Origin of the sequence: Stappia sediminis, from assembly GCF_009826895.1 — a bacterium.
Classification (GTDB): domain Bacteria; phylum Pseudomonadota; class Alphaproteobacteria; order Rhizobiales; family Stappiaceae; genus Hongsoonwoonella; species Hongsoonwoonella sediminis.
This window is the reverse complement of sequence record NZ_WUMV01000003.1, coordinates 387,455-402,532: the sequence shown is the minus strand read 5'-3', so window position 1 is coordinate 402,532 and position 15,078 is coordinate 387,455. Positions and strand designations below refer to the sequence as shown.

Here is a 15,078-nt window from a genome sequence, read left to right as displayed (position 1 = left end):
TCGATCAGGCCGAAAGCACGATTGTGCGTCCGGCTTGCATACGACGTGGGCTCGCTTCCGTTTCCCGGTAAAGCCTGATCGCCGCTTCAGGTTCGGTTCTTCTGCGCACGCGAACGTCCGGCCAATCTTCCCTGACCGCTATCAATTGAGTGAGGAACGCGGAATTCGGCCGATACCGGCGGAAGGGGGCGGCAGGATCGGCTGTCTCCGTCTTTCCCGAAAACGTCGAAACCGGGAGGTTCTTGCGCGAAGAAACCCGTTCGGCAGTCTTCAGGTTTTCATCCCTGCCGGTATTCTCGCGCGCGACGTCCTGTCTCGCATTGGTGCGGGCTATAGGGTCGATACGCATTTTCGCCTCCGGACCCGTCCCGTTTCAGGACGGTTTGTGTCTCTTTGGCGATTGCGTTGCGAATGTCGTGCCGAATTATAAGTTTTGATTAAGATTTTCAGAAAAACCGGATCAAAGACGCGGATCACCCTGCCCGAAGGCAATGTCCCGGCGGGCGCCGGCGATCGTTATACTGAATCCCGCGATCACATCGATGAGAGCGATCACCGTCAGGATGAAGAAAACCGAGTTTGCGGCTTCGCGCACGGAAAGAAACTCCACGAGATAGGCGACGAAGACCAGCATGGAGAGTATGTGATCGACCATGGCGACCACACCGGTTCGTGTCGCCTTGAGGATCTCCACGAAAAGCAGGACAAGTCCGGCGATGATCATCAGGTCGCCGACAATCAGCGTGAACCGCGCGCCCGATACCAACTCGGCCGTAAAGATCGGCGCGGTCCACGGATCTCCCGGAAACGACCCGAGAACGCCGAAGGCAATGATGTTGTAAACGGCCAGCGGCACGAGTGTCAGCGGAACGGATACGATCATCGGCATGAAAATCTCCGGCGGTGCACAGCGATTCTGCATTGAGAATTATAGTCGATTTGGGACGTTTCGATGATGCTGGAGCATTTACCGTTTGCCGTAACCGAAAACACGAAAAGGCCGGCACAAGGCCAGCCTCTCGTAATTTCGAACCGGCTTGAAAGCAACGCGTGAGCGCGGCAAAGCCTCGATCGAAATCCTGTTCGCTCAGACGTCGTCCTTCGGCTGAAGGATCTGACGGCCCCGGTACATGCCGGTCTTGAGGTCGATGTGATGCGGGCGGCGAAGTTCGCCCGAATCCTTGTCCTCGACGTAGGTCGGCTGCTTCAGGGCGTCCGCGGAGCGACGAAAGCCGCGCTTCATACGCGATGTTTTTCTCTTCGGAACGGCCATTGTTGTTTTCTCCGTCGTGCAACGTGTCCCTGACCCGGACCGGGACAACCCGGGGCGCAAGTCCGTGCAGGGTGCAGGAATGGCGCGCGTTATACAGAACCTAGCCGCGCTTTGCCATCCCCTTTGCCGAAATTTCTTCGCATCTATTCCCGTCCGCCGGAAAAGATGCATTCCACATGTGGCCCGACGGCCTGCGCGCGCGCCTGATTCGTGCGGGCAAGGCGTCCGTGTCCCGGCGCGGGGCTGGCCGGATTTCGGGTCAAGGGGCTGGGAAGCGCGGTGGCGAGGCGCGCGGCCTCGCGAGCCGTAAGTTTCGATGCGGGCTTGCCAAACCAGGCTTGCGAAGCCGCTTCAGCCCCAAATATCCCTTCACCCCACTCCGCCACATTCAGATAAAGTTCCAGAATGCGTCTCTTCGGGAGGATGGCATCGATCATCAAGGCGAGCGGCAGCTCAAGCCCCTTCCGTACATAGCTTCGGTCGTTCCAGAGGAAGAGGTTCTTGGCCAGCTGCATCGTGATCGTCGATGCACCGCGCGGGCTTTCACCCTCGCCCAGCGCCTCGATCTGTGTGCCGAGCGCTTCCCAATCCACGCCGTTGTGGATGCAGAATTTCGCGTCTTCGGATGCAACGACCGAGCGGATCAAATGCGGTGAAATGCTTTCCAGAGGCACATAGGTGCGCTCGACCCACAGAAAGCTCGCATATCGCGCAAGCATCAGCGTGCTTACAGGCGGCACAACGGCATAAACGATAGTGAGTACGACGGGCAGAAGCAGGATCGCGACCGCTATGCAAACAAGCCATTTGCGAATGCGCGAAAGAGAGGTTCGCGGTGCGACTTTGGCGGCCTTGCTCACGGCATTTGCTCCAGATGGCGGGCAAGGCGAAGGTCATTTCCTTCGGAAACTCTCAAGGCACTCAAGATAACTATAATCAACGCTGTCAGATCCGCATCAAGGCCTGCGCCCGCATATTCGCTTTTGCATAACGTCCGGTGCGCAGGCGCACAATCTCCATGGAAACGGCCATACCGTTTCCTGTCTATGCGGCCCGAGGTTTCAAACGCTTTTATCGCAATTATTCTGTCGGCGGCGATTGCGCCGGAAGAGGTTGCGGCCTGAGACCGCGGACACTCCGTTCCTTCGGCACACCGGCCGCCACTGGTTCATCTCCGACATATGTCCTGCGCACAATCGGGACAGCGTCACGCTCATTCGACAGAATCAGCTGGAAGACCATATGCGTGTCGTTGAGGAAACTCAGCTCCGCGCCGATCAGGTATGTTTCCCACATCCGGCAAAAGCGTTCATCGTAAATCCGGCGCGCCTTTTCCCGGTTGCTCTCGAAGCGCCGGCGCCAATGCCGCAACGTGTAGTAGTAGTGCAATCTCAGAATCTCGACATCGGACACCCATATGCCGAGCCGCTCCAGCGCCGCGAAGGTTTCCGACAGTGCCGGCACATAACCGCCGGGGAAAATATACTTGCGGATGAAGGGACTTGTCGTTCCAGGCGGAGAACTGCGCCCGATTGAATGAATGACGGCATGCCCGCCGGGTGCGAGCACCTCCTTCACCTTCCTGAAATATTCCTCAAGATGCCCAATGCCGACGTGCTCCATCATTCCGACGGAGATAACCCTTTCGAACTGGCCTTCGAACTCCCGATAATCCTTGAGAACGAAGTTTACCCGCCCGTCGACGCCGGCATCCTTCACGCGCTCTTCGGCAATCGCCACCTGCTCCGGAGAAACGTTGAGCGAGGTCACATGTGCGCCTGCCCTGGCCATCTCGATCGCGAGCGAGCCCCAGCCGCCGCCGATTTCGAGCACTTTCATGCCCGGTTCGATTGCCATCTTGTCAACGAGGCGCGCCAGCTTCAGCGCCTGCGCATCTTCCAGGCTGTCCTCGGGATCGTTGAAATAAGCACAGGAATAATTGAGGCCGTCGTCAAGGAACAGGCGGTAGAAATCCGTGTTCAGATCGTAATGATGACGCGCTTGCTTTTTCGCCCGGTCGACATCGTTCTTCTGCTGCTGTCGGCGAAGGACCATCCAGAGCCTGTGCAGCGCAGCCTGCGCGGGATGGCCGTAAAGACCATCGAGATTGATCGAGTGCAGATAGAGCAGATCGTAAATCGTGGTGCCGTCTTCCAGCGTAAGCCGGCCGTCCATATACGCTTCGGGACCATAAAGTTCGGGATTGAGAAAGATGGTATAGGCAAGCTTCCGATCGTGTAGCCGGACGGTTGCCGTCGGACCGTTTGTACCGGGTCCGAACTCGTGCAACTCACCATGAGCGTCAAATACTCTGAGCTGGCCACGATTCACGAAGCTGCGTAACAGGTTCGCCAATAACCACATGGTTGCGGAGTCCCCATTCAAGTTTTCGCTAAGATAGAGGCGAAATGATACACATGGCAACCTTAAGGCGCTTATCGTAAAGGTAATTCGCCTCCCGGTGCGATTCCCTTACCACAGCCGGACGGCGCTGTTGACGTCCGCCGAATTTCATATCACTGAGACGACAATGGCGATCCGTGATCCGGATAGTGAAAATTGACGATCGATCTCGAAACCCTCTTCGAAGCCACCGCAAGAGCCGTGGAAGCGCGGTTGGACGCGGCGCTTGGCGTCCGGCCCCACGACGGCGAACGTGAACGCCCCCCAAGGCTCGTCGAGGCGATGCGTCATGCAGCGCTTGGCGGCGGCAAGCGACTTCGCCCTCTCCTCATGATCGAAACCGCAAAGGCCTTCGGCAGGACGGACCAGGGAGTTGTGACGGCGGCAGGCGCGCTTGAATGCGTGCATTGCTACTCCCTGGTGCATGACGATCTTCCGGCGATGGATGACGACGACATGCGCCGGGGCAGGCCAACCGTGCACAAGGCTTTCGACGAAGCCACGGCAATATTGACCGGCGATGCCCTGCTCACCATAGCGTTCGACCTGATCGCGAATGAAGACGTCCACGCCAACGCCGGCACAAGGCTCACGCTTTCGCGCGACCTTGCCCGTGCCGCGGGCCTTGGCGGAATGGCGGGCGGCCAGATGCTCGATCTCGAATCTGAAAACCGGGAGCGAAGCGAAGACGAAATCCGCATGCTTCAGTCGATGAAAACCGGGGCCCTTATCCGTTACGCGACGCGCACAGGCGCACTCCTTGCGGATGCAAAGCCGGAAGACGTTGCCCGAATGACGCGTTTCGGCGAGCTCATCGGCCTTGCCTTCCAGCTTGCCGACGATCTTCTGGACGTGGAAAGCGACACCGCCACCCTCGGGAAAACCGCCGGCAAGGATATCGAAGCAGGAAAGGCTACGCTCGTCGCGCTCAAGGGTGCCGACTGGACGCGCGATGCAGTGAAGGACCTTGTCAGGGAGGCGGATGGCCTTTTGTCGACGCTCGGCGAAGACGGCGCGCGGCTTTCGGCAATCGCGCATTTCGTGGCGGAGCGCCGCGCCTGACGGTTTCAGGTGCAGCGCTCATATCTTTCAGGCCTTGCGGCTCACAAACCAGACATTGAGCGGGTCGTGATCGAAGACGTGCTTTTCGATCGATGCGAAGCCGGCCGCTTCCAGCGTTCGTTTCGCCGTTTCCCAGCCCCACATCGTGCCGAGCCCTTCACCGCCCTGCCCGAGCGAGACGGGCATGCAATGGCAACAGGAAACGGCATAGAGGAACGAGGCCATCGGAAAGTCGAGGTTGTTCTCAAGCCTGGCCGATCCGGCGATGTCCTGCATCAGATAGACGCCGCCGGGCCTAAGCGCACCATGGAGCGAGCGGACGAGCGCAGCCGGGTCCTTCTGATCGTGTACCGCGTCGAAACTTGCGATGAAATCGTAGCGCGCCTTCTCGTCATATCCGGAAAGGTCCCGCTTCTCGAAATGGACGTTCTCAAGGCCATTCGAACGGGCTTCCGTCTTGGCGAATTCGATCGCGTCCGCGCACAGGTCGTATCCGACGAACCGGCTTTCGGGATAGCGCCTTGCCAGCTCGATCAGGGCAAGGCCGCGCCCGCAACCCGCGTCGAGAACGTCAATCCCGCCGGCCAGGCGGACTTTCAGATCCGGCGCCAGCGTATCGAGAAGGCCATCGATCTGGGCGACGACCGTCTGCCCGCTATCCTCGGCCATGAAGTCATGGAAACATGGATAGTCGGAGTAGGTTGTACCTTCGCCCGTTGCGAAACAATCGATGACACGTTCCTCGACCTGTCCGAGCAGGGCGATCGTCTGGGCGTAGACGGCGAGGTTCCCAAGCTCCCCGGAGCGGGTGATCGAGGCCGCGTGACTTGCCGGCAGGCGATAGGTTTCCGATGATGGTTCGTATGAAACGATACCGCCCGTCACCATCGCGGCAAGCCATTCCCGAACGTAGCGTTCGTCGAGGCCTGCGGCATAGGCGATTTCGGCGCTCGTTGCGGCGGGCAATCGGGCAAGCGTGTCGAAAAGGCCGGTCTTGTGGCCGATCGAGATCATGACGGTTATCGCACCGTAGTTCAGGATTTCGGAGACACGATCCGCAAAAGCCTCCGCGGCAAGTGTTTCTTTCGGCTCGAATTGGTCCAGTGCAAGTGACATGGCAGGTCTCCTGTTGTCGTTGTCGAATGCGGCTGGACCATGCTTGCAAACGCCTTGGCGGTTGAGTGACGATCGGGACATAATCGGGCCGATCGTGCCAATCGGGAGGACAAATCCGGTGCAGCGCATTGCTCGAACGCCCGTGTCGGTCTGCCTCATCGCCCTGCCGGAAACGACGCCGGCGGCCCTGTTTTCTCTCTTCGAGGTGCTGTCTTCGGTCGGACTTGCCTGGCCGGCGGTCACCGGCGAGGGCGAGCCGCATGCGGGCTTCGAGGTCAGGATCGTCGCGCCGACGGGCGGTGTGGTTAAATCCGGAATGGGCATTCCCATTTCTCCGCATGCCGCTTTCGACGACATAGAAAGCTCCGATATCCTCATTGCGACCGATCTCGAAATCGTCTCCGGAATGGACCCTCGGGGGCGCTGGCCGGAGGCCGCCGCCTTCATTCGCCGCATGCACGAAAACGGCACGCTCGTTTCATCGGTGTGCACCGGCTCGCTGCTGCTCGCCGAGGCGGGGCTGCTTGACGGGCAGGAAGCGACGACGCATTGGGCGGCGGCTGGCATGATGGAAACCTGTTATCCGAACATCTGCCTGAGGCCCGAACGCATTCTCGTTCACTCTGGGGAAGCGCATGGCGTGGTGACGAGCGGCGGCGCGTCTTCCTGGATCGACCTCGCGCTTTATCTCATCGCGCGCTATTGCGGGCGGGAAGAGGCGATCAGGGCGGCGAAGATGTTTCTTCTCGGCGATCATTCGGAAGGCCAGCTTCCCTATTCCGCCTTCATCCGGCCGCGCGTGGAAGGGGACGCCATCGTCGCCGAGGCGCAGGGCTGGCTTGCGGACAATTATCAAAGGCCCCATCCGGTTGCCGAGATGGTTCGCCGGTCAGGTCTTGCCGAGCGGACCTTCAAGCGGCGCTTCAAACAGGCGACCGGCTATTCTCCCGTCGATTACGCGCAAACGCTCAGGATCGAGGAAGCCAAGCAGATGCTGGAAACCGGCGATCTTCCCGCGGACGAGATCGCCTATGAAGTCGGTTACGAGGATTCGGCCTTCTTTCGAAAGCTTTTCAAGCGCATGACGGGCGTCACGCCCTCACGCTATCGCCGCCGCTACCGGGAGATCGTTCAGAAGCTTGACGCCGCAGAGTGAGCGCAGATCAAACGATCCCATTCAAAAAGGCGATCATGTGAAACTTCGCCTGGCCCGGCGATTGAAGGAACTCCCGCCCGTACGGGCAGGCGCGCCGGGCCAGGCAACCGGAAAAGCAATCGGCTTCAGGTTTTTTGGCAAGATGATCCCGGCAACGGGGAACGTCGTAACCCGTTTCTACCGATAGCGCGCCGGCAGGACAGGCGGAAAGACAAGGCTTATCCTCGCATGTTTCGCAAGGGCCGGGCTTTCCGTTCAACTCGAATGTCCCGAAAACCTCCGGCGACAGGAACGCGGCGCGAAAGCCCGCCCAGGGACCATAGGTCTCATGCGCCAGAACGCCCATCGGCGAGGGCGAGAAGCCGCCGGCCTTCATCGCCCATTGCTGGAACGGATGCCACGGCGGGCCGTCGAAAGGGAAAACGACGCGGAAGCCGAAGTCCTCCGAGACCTTGCGCAAAACCCTTGCGGTATACCGGTCGAGAGGATCGGACAAGCCATCGGCAGCTTCAGGCGATTTTTCGAAAAGCTGGAAGAGCGCAGGCCCGGCGCTGCCGATCACAAGCAGGGTTCGCGCCGGGCTTACTGATGCCGCATCCGGCACGCCATCTTCAGGCTGCGGGTGAAACCCGCCGAGCCCGAGGAAGCCCGCGCGGGCAAGGGCTTTCGAAAGTGCCGTCGCCCGCACGATATCCATGACGCCTCAGCCGCGCTTGTCGCGCTTGGCGAGCGTGCGCAGGCGCAGGGCGTTCAGGCGAATGAAGCCTGCGGCGTCCTTCTGGTCGTAGGCGCCGTGGTCGTCTTCGAAGGTGACCAGTTCTTCCGAATAGAGCGAATAGGGCGACTGGCGGCCGACCACGATGACATTGCCCTTGTAGAGCTTCAGGCGCACTTCGCCGGTCACCTTTTCCTGGCTCTTGTCGATGGCCGCCTGCAGCATTTCGCGTTCCGGCGAGAACCAGAAGCCGTTGTAGATGAGCTCCGCGTAGCGCGGCATCAGCTCGTCCTTGAGGTGTGCGGCCCCCCGGTCGAGCGTGATCGATTCCATGGCGCGATGCGCATCGAGCAGAATGGTGCCGCCGGGCGTTTCGTAAATGCCGCGCGACTTCATGCCGACGAAACGGTTCTCGACGAGGTCGAGCCGGCCGATGCCATTGTCGCGGCCATAATCGTTGAGCTTCGCGAAGAGCGTTGCCGGGGACAATTTCTCGCCGTTGAGCGAAACCGCATCGCCCCTTTCAAAACCGATGGTGATTTCCGTCGGCTTATCGGGCGCTTCCATCGGGTCGATCGTGCGCTGGAAGACGTAATGCGGGGGCTCTTCCCACGGATCTTCGAGCACTTTGCCCTCGGACGAGGAATGCAGCATGTTGGCGTCGACGGAGAACGGCGCTTCGCCGCGTTTATCCTTCGGCACCGGGATCTGGTACTTCTCGGCGAAGTCTATCAGGTCGGTGCGCGACTTGAATGTCCAGTCGCGCCAGGGCGCGATTACCTTGATGTCCGGGTCGAGCGCATAGGCCGAGAGCTCGAAGCGCACCTGGTCGTTGCCCTTGCCCGTCGCGCCGTGGGCTATCGCATCGGCGCCCGTTTCATGCGCGATCTCGATCAGCCGCTTTGAAATCAGCGGGCGGGCGATGGAGGTGCCAAGCAGGTAAACGCCTTCGTAGACGGCATTGGCGCGGAACATCGGGAAGACGAAATCGCGAATGAATTCTTCGCGCAGATCGTCGATGTAGATTTCCTTGATGCCGAGCATCTCCGCCTTCTTGCGGGCGGGCTCCAGTTCCTCGCCCTGGCCGAGATCGGCGGTGAAGGTCACGACCTCGCAACCGTATTCCGTCTGCAGCCACTTGAGAATGATGGAGGTGTCGAGGCCGCCCGAGTAGGCGAGCACGACCTTCTTGATGTCACCTTGCGCCATTTGCCTTCGTCCGATCGCGTGCGTTTAGGTCTTCGACCTTCATTTTCGGAATTCGGCGCAATCTAGCGGGACGTGGCGGCAACGCAAGTGCGCAGTTCGGCGAAATCGGCCACGCGTGGCGTTTAGAGCGCGTCTTGTTTGATCGGACTCACCGGACGCGCTCCATCTATTTGATAGTTCGCATGTCCTTGTCCCAAAACCGGTTCCCACTTTTGGGGGACATGCTCTAATGGAAGTTGCGCCCCTTGGGCATGGCTGCGCGCGTTCCGCGCAATCCTTCCACGTCGGCCGCGATTTCCGGCACTTCCTGCATGAGTTTTACGAGCGTTGCGGCAGGCCGCACCTTGTGGCGCTGCTCGGGAACGGGGTGCTTCACCTCATCGGCCCGGGCAAGGCTTTCATCGCAAAGCGCATCTTCCGAAAGGGCCGAAAGCAGGGGCGTCGCATCCTCCAGCCGGTTGGCGATTACATGGATCACGCCCTGGTCGGACTGCACCTTGCCGGAAACTTTTACGAACCGCGCGCCGAGAACGACGGCGCGAAACCGCTCGAACACCTTCGGCCAGACGACGACATTGGCTATCCCCGTCTCGTCCTCGATGGTCATGAAGATGACGCCGCTTGCCGTGCCCGGGCGCTGGCGCACCAGCACCAGGCCGGCAACGCTGGTCCAGTGATTGTTGCGCATGGTTCTCAGCCCTTCGCAGCGCAGAACCCGCATGGCATCCAGTTTCGGGCGGACGAAAGATGCCGGATGCGCCTTCAGGGACAGCGTCAGCGTACGGTAGTCGGCGACGACATGCTCGCCCGGGGGCATGGGCGGCAGATCGGCATCGGGCTCCTTGCGCAAGTCGCCAAGCTCCGCCTTGTCGAACAGCGGCAGGCGCTGCAGGGTTCCACCATCCTCAAGCCCCTGCGCCGCCCAAAGGGCCGCCCGCCGATCGAGTCCGAGAGAGCGGAAGGCGTCAGCTTCCGCCAGCCGCTCGATCACGGATCGCGGCAGATTCGAGCGCAGCCAGAGGTCGCGCACCGAATCGTAGCCGTGCCCGCGATTTTCGACGAGGCGGCGCATATCCTCCTGGCCGACCCCCTTCACCTGCCGGAAGCCGAGGCGCACCGCCTTGTCGCTTTTCACCGTGCCGCGCATTTCGGCGTGAACGGGATGCAGCCGCCCGGCCGCACGCACACCCGGCTCAAGCGTCGCATCCCAGTCCGACAGGTTGATATCGACGTCGCGCACCTCCACGCCATGCTCGCGGGCATCGCGGACAAGCTGTGCCGGGGCATAGAAGCCGAGCGGCTGCGCGTTCAAAAGCCCGGCGAGGAAGACATCCGGATAGCGCGCCTTGATCCAGGCGGAGGCATAGACGAGCAGCGCGAAGCTTGCCGCATGACTTTCGGGAAAGCCGTATTCGCCGAAGCCTTCGATCTGGCGGAAGCAACGCTCGGCAAAATCGCGTTCGTAGCCGTTGGCGGTCATGCCTTCGATCATTTTCGTCTGGAAAGTGCCGATGGTGCCGACCCGCTTGAAGGTCGCCATCGCCCGGCGCAGGCGGTCGGCCTCACCCGGCGTGAAGCCCGCCGCGACGATGGCGATCTTCATCGCCTGCTCCTGGAAAAGCGGCACACCCTTGGTCTTGCCGAGAACCTCTTCCAGTTCCTTTTTCGGGTAGGTGACTTTTTCCAGCCCCTGCCGCCGACGCAGATAGGGGTGCACCATGTCGCCCTGGATCGGACCGGGCCGCACGATCGCCACCTCGATGACGAGGTCGTAGAAATCGCGGGGCCGCAAACGCGGCAGCATGGTCATCTGCGCCCGGCTTTCCACCTGGAAGACGCCGACGGAATCGGCCCGGCACAACATGTCGTAGACCTCCGGTTCCTCCGGCGGGATCGTGGCAACGGAGTAATCCTCGTCGTAGTGATCCCGCAGGAGATCGAGCGCTTTCCTGATCGCCGTCAGCATGCCGAGCGCAAGCACGTCGATCTTCAGCATGCCGAGCGATTCCAGGTCGTCCTTGTCCCATTCGATGTTGGTGCGATCGTCCATCGCAGCGTTCATCACCGGCACGACCTCATCAAGCCGCCCGCGCGTGATGACGAAGCCGCCGACGTGCTGCGAAAGATGCCTGGGGAAGCCGATGATTTCCTTCGAGAGCCTCGCCACACGGGCAAGGCGTGAATCGGCCGGGTCGAGACCGGCCTCCTTCAGTTCCCTTTCCGCGACGCCGCCGGACGACCAGCCCCAGATCGTGCCGGAAATGCGCGAGAGCACATCCTCGCTCAGGCCGAACACCTTGCCGACCTCGCGCACGGCGGAGCGCGAGCGATAGGTGATCACGGTGGCGGCGAGGCCCGCGCGCTCGCGCCCGTATTTCCCGTAGATGTACTGGATCACCTCTTCGCGCCGCTCATGCTCGAAATCGACGTCGATATCCGGCGGTTCGCGCCGCTCCGGCGAGATGAAGCGCTCGAAAAGCAGGTCGGCGCGCTCGGGATCGACTTCGGTGATGCCGAGACAGAAGCAGACGACCGAATTCGCCGCCGAACCGCGCCCCTGGCAGAGGATGCCGCGCGAGCGGGCGAAGCCGACGATGTCATGAACGGTCAGGAAATAGGGCGCGTATTCAAGCTCGGCGACGAGCCCGAGTTCGTGATCGATGGCGCGCGAAACCTTTTCCGGCACGCCATCCGGATAACGGCGTTTCGCGCCTTCGCGTGCAAGACGCTCAAGCTCGACCTGCGGGTCGATCCGCCCGCCCCAGGATTCATCCGGGTATTCGTATCTGAGTTCGTCGAGGGAAAAATCGATCTCCCGCATGACCCGCATGGTCTCGGCAACCGCGCGCGGCGCCTCGCGGAAGAGGCGCAACATCTCCTCTTCGCCCTTCAGGTGGCGTTCGGCATTCGCCTGAAGTTTTCGCCCCGCACTTTCCAGCGTTTCATGCAGGCGAATGCAGGTGATCACGTCCTGCAGAGGCCGCCTCTCGGGCGTGTGATAGAGCACGTCGTTGGTCGCCATGAGCGGCACGCGGGCTTCCCCGGCGACTTTCTCAAGACGCGCAAGCCGCCTTTGATCGAGAGGCCCGTAGCCGAGATGGACCGCAAGCCGCACGGCCTTGCCGAAGCGCTCCGTCAACCGTGCGAGCAGGACCGGCAGCCTCGCGTCTTCCTGCCGGCCCGGAAGCGGAGCAAGGACCACCCCCTCGCCCCAGGCAAGGAGATCGTCGAGCGAAAGATGGCACTCGCCCTTGGGCGCTCGGCGATTACCGACGGTCAGGAGCCGGGTCAGGCGCCCGTAGGCCTCGCGGTCGCGCGGCCAGGCGAGGATATCGGGCGTTTCATCGAGGAAGGACAGCCTGCAGCCGACGACGAAGGCAAGGCCCGCCTCCTTCGCCGCCATATGCGCACGCACCACGCCGGCAAGCGAATTACGGTCGCAAACGCCGAACCCGGTAAGTCCGAGTTCGGCGGCACGCGAAACGAGTTCCTCCGGGTGCGATGCCCCGCGCAGGAAGGAGAAATTCGTCGCCGCGCAAAGTTCCGCATAAGCCATGGCGCTCACCCGAAAAGCCCCTGCAGATACCAGCGCGGCACCTCCGTTTCCCGTTCGTAAAGCCCCTCGCGATAGAGCCAGAAGTGCCGCCCCGCCCTATCCTCGACACGGAAATAGTCCCGCGTGAGGAGGCTGTTCCCGCCATGCCCGCCCGGCCACCACGGCGGGGCGATGCGCTCCGGCCCCTCCGATGCCGCGACCTCGTAAAGCGCCTTGCGCCAGCGAAACCTCAAGGGAGGACCTTCCGGCACCATGGCGATCGCCTCGACCGGCTCCGGCGGATCGATGAGCCTCAAAGGGCGGATAAGCGGTGCCTCCTCGCCCCCGGGCGCCTCACCGGACCATACGAGCACGTCGTCGCGCACCGTCGCGGCGGGCACGAGCGCCTGGCGCGCTTCGGGCAGGTGTCGGTCGCAAGGCAGGAAACGGGCGACGCGCGCAAGGCCCAGCCTCGCCCCCAGCCTGTCGACGAGATCGGAAAGGTCATCTTCAAGGGTCGCACCGCCCGTCATATCGGCTTGGGCCGGGTTCTCACGCTGCGCCTCGATCACGCCAAGACGGATAAGATCGAAGCCGAAGCCGGCATCAAGCTCGTCGCCAAGGTTGCCGAGCTTTTCGCTGAAAAGCGAAAGCACGCGCTCAGGGGCACGCAACGGACGGCTGGTCCCCACCATGGCGCGGCTCACCACCCCGTCGACACGAAAAAGCGCAAGCTCGAAAGCCCGCCCGCCCTCGCCGCGCCGCTCCAGCGCGCCCGCCAGTTGCCGGGCGAGGGAGAAGATGACGCCCTTCACATCGTCGGTTCGCGAGACGGGCTCGAAGAAACGACGCTCGGCGACAAGCGCAGGGCTGGCCAGACGCGGGGAGATCGGCTCGTCCTCGAACCCCAGCGCCTGGTCGAGACGGCGAATGAGGCCGGTGCCGAAGCGCGCGGCAAGCGGCGCGCGCGGGCGGTCGAGAACGTCTTCCACGCTCTTCAGCCCGACCCGCTCCAGCCGGGCCGAGACAGCCTCCTCCAGACGCAACGCGGCAAGCGGCAGGAGGGTTATCGCCTCGCGAGCGCCGCCCGGTGGGACGATCGTCACGGGAATGCCTTCCCTCTTTGCGGGGAAATGGGCAACTGCCCAGGCGGCACCGGCCGTATCGGCGATGCCTGCGCGCACCGAAAAGCCCTGGGCGCCAAGGCGCGATACGCAGTCGTCGGCGAGCCGCGCTTCGCCGTCTTCGCCGCCTTTTGCGAAAAGATGCGCGCAGCCGGTGATGTCGAGCAAAAGCCCGTCCGTCCCGTCGAGCGCAACGAGCGGCGTGTAACGGTCGCACCAGTCGGCAAGGGCGGCGAGAAGGCAGGCATCCGCAGCTTCGTCAGCCTCCTCTACGGCGAGCGCGGGAATGCGCGCACGCGCATCTGCCAGCGCCTCCCCCTTCCTGAGGCCGAGCTTCATGGCGGCCGCGTTCAGGGCATAAATGCGTTCGGCATTGCGGACACGGCTGGAGATCGCGCGTGGAAACGCCTCGGCGTCGGCCGATTTCTTGTCACGAAAGCGCTCTGGCGAATGCCACGACCTGCCCGCCTGCCGGCGCTCCAGCCGGTCGGTCGGGAGTGTCGGAAACCAGAGGCTCAATATCCGCTGGCGTGACGAAGCTGCGGCGCGCATGATCCCACTCCAACTCCACCTCGCCGGGCCGCCCGTCCCGGTTCTTCTCAAGCCGCAGATGCCAGCCCGGCCGGGAGACCAGCCTCACGCGGCCCACACCCGCCACGCGGGGGCGGGGGCGTGGCGAAACATGCAGGCGGGTCGTCGCCGCCGTCGGCTCCTCAAGGCCCGCGTGGCGCAGCAGGAACACCGTCGTGCCGCTCGACTGCGCCTTCAGCGAAAGCCGGCGCGTCGCCGTGAGGTCGAGCGCTTTCGGTGCGCCATGAAGCTCTCCGGCAACGGCGAAGATCGCCCGCGACCTCGCCCCTTCCTCCAGCGCCCAGAGCGCATCCTCGATCCGCCTTGGCGTCACCAGCAGGACCCGGGCCGGGTCCAGGCCGAATTCGGCAAAACCCGCGGCAAAAGGCATGCCGGCCTCACGCATCACCTGCGGATCGGCGACCCAAAGAAGATCGCCCTCCCGCTCCCGCGACAGCAGGCTCAAAAGTCCCGCCGCGAAGCCGGAAAGCGCACCTGCCGCCCGGGTCTCGGCTGCCGTTACCTCATGCAACGTTCCGCAGCTGAGTCCCGGCTGCGCGAACAGACGGTCGAAACCGTCAACTCCGGTCAGAAGACGGGCCGGCCCCCGCGTCGTTGCGGCGTCGGCAGGGGCCGGCGCGAACTGCGCATCGAGGGCGGGGCGACCCTCGATCGCCGCGATACGGCGGCGCAGTCCGGCAATATCCGTCCGTTCCGGGATTGGCATGTCCACGGCAATCGCCATACTTTTTGTTCCTGTTATGTTCTTATTGATTCCGACATTTGCCGCGAGAGTCAAGCGGCCATTTTCCTGCGCCGTCATCCGGTTCGTTTCGGGTGACGATACCCGGCGATGAGACCTCAAGTAGATGTGAACGCAGCGGCAGAAGCAGGCCATCGCAAAAAGTACGGAAA

Annotated in this window: 13 protein-coding genes; 2 read left to right on the top strand and 11 right to left on the bottom strand. The window is 62.4% G+C overall.

From position 1 onward, the window contains the following. Positions 1-4 precede the first annotated feature (4 nt). The 5 genes from GR183_RS08710 to GR183_RS08690 all read right to left on the bottom strand — a co-directional run bounded on the left by GR183_RS08710 (position 5) and on the right by GR183_RS08690 (position 3,637). On the bottom strand, positions 5-349 hold the full coding sequence (locus GR183_RS08710) for a hypothetical protein (protein WP_160775217.1): 345 nt from the start codon (positions 347-349) through the stop codon (positions 5-7). A 111-nt stretch (positions 350-460) separates the two neighbouring features. Further along, entirely contained in the window at positions 461-889 is a 429-nt protein-coding gene (locus tag GR183_RS08705; protein WP_202395930.1) for a hypothetical protein, read from the bottom strand. A gap of 198 nt (positions 890-1,087) precedes the next feature. Next, positions 1,088-1,273, bottom strand: coding sequence for a 50S ribosomal protein L32 (gene rpmF, locus GR183_RS08700; RefSeq protein ID WP_160775216.1), 186 nt, complete (start codon positions 1,271-1,273; stop codon positions 1,088-1,090). 143 nt (positions 1,274-1,416) lie between these two features. Then, positions 1,417-2,133: a monofunctional biosynthetic peptidoglycan transglycosylase gene (mtgA, locus tag GR183_RS08695; RefSeq protein WP_160775215.1), complete on the bottom strand. Its 717-nt coding sequence runs from the start codon at positions 2,131-2,133 to the stop codon at positions 1,417-1,419. 220 nt (positions 2,134-2,353) lie between these two features. Continuing rightward, positions 2,354-3,637 carry an SAM-dependent methyltransferase gene (locus GR183_RS08690; RefSeq protein WP_160775214.1) on the bottom strand — a complete coding sequence of 428 codons (1,284 nt, stop codon included), beginning with the start codon at positions 3,635-3,637 and terminating at the stop codon, positions 2,354-2,356. A 195-nt stretch (positions 3,638-3,832) separates the two neighbouring features. Between GR183_RS08690 and GR183_RS08685 the strand changes: the two genes are divergently transcribed. Then, on the top strand, positions 3,833-4,738 hold the full coding sequence (locus GR183_RS08685) for a polyprenyl synthetase family protein (protein WP_160775213.1): 906 nt from the start codon (positions 3,833-3,835) through the stop codon (positions 4,736-4,738). 27 nt (positions 4,739-4,765) lie between these two features. On the opposite strand, the gene GR183_RS08680 is transcribed toward GR183_RS08685, so the two are convergent. Continuing rightward, the gene (locus GR183_RS08680) at positions 4,766-5,854 is read right to left on the bottom strand and encodes a class I SAM-dependent methyltransferase (RefSeq protein ID WP_160775212.1); all 1,089 of its coding nucleotides are present in this window, start codon (positions 5,852-5,854) and stop codon (positions 4,766-4,768) included. A 118-nt stretch (positions 5,855-5,972) separates the two neighbouring features. On the opposite strand from GR183_RS08680, the gene GR183_RS08675 reads away from it, so the two are divergent. Further along, the gene (locus GR183_RS08675) at positions 5,973-7,010 is read left to right on the top strand and encodes a GlxA family transcriptional regulator (RefSeq protein WP_312846802.1); all 1,038 of its coding nucleotides are present in this window, start codon (positions 5,973-5,975) and stop codon (positions 7,008-7,010) included. 7 nt (positions 7,011-7,017) lie between these two features. Here GR183_RS08675 and GR183_RS08670 read toward each other — a convergent pair whose 3' ends face one another. From GR183_RS08670 to GR183_RS21945, 5 genes are all read right to left on the bottom strand, one after another. Further along, the gene (locus GR183_RS08670; RefSeq protein ID WP_160775210.1) at positions 7,018-7,707 is read right to left on the bottom strand and encodes a hypothetical protein; all 690 of its coding nucleotides are present in this window, start codon (positions 7,705-7,707) and stop codon (positions 7,018-7,020) included. Positions 7,708-7,713: 6 nt separating this feature from the next. Further along, entirely contained in the window at positions 7,714-8,934 is a 1,221-nt protein-coding gene (locus GR183_RS08665) for an argininosuccinate synthase (RefSeq protein ID WP_160775209.1), read from the bottom strand. A gap of 226 nt (positions 8,935-9,160) precedes the next feature. Then, a complete protein-coding gene (locus GR183_RS08660) occupies positions 9,161-12,490 on the bottom strand; it encodes an error-prone DNA polymerase (RefSeq protein WP_160775208.1) in 3,330 nt (1,109 codons plus the stop codon). A gap of 5 nt (positions 12,491-12,495) precedes the next feature. Beyond that, positions 12,496-14,112 carry a Y-family DNA polymerase gene (locus GR183_RS08655; RefSeq protein ID WP_244313695.1) on the bottom strand — a complete coding sequence of 539 codons (1,617 nt, stop codon included), beginning with the start codon at positions 14,110-14,112 and terminating at the stop codon, positions 12,496-12,498. Beyond that, positions 14,024-14,908 (bottom strand): ImuA family protein, encoded by an 885-nt coding sequence (locus GR183_RS21945; protein ID WP_244313653.1) that lies wholly within the window; start codon positions 14,906-14,908, stop codon positions 14,024-14,026. The genes GR183_RS08655 and GR183_RS21945 overlap by 89 nt, the downstream gene beginning before the upstream one ends. Positions 14,909-15,078 lie beyond the last annotated feature (170 nt).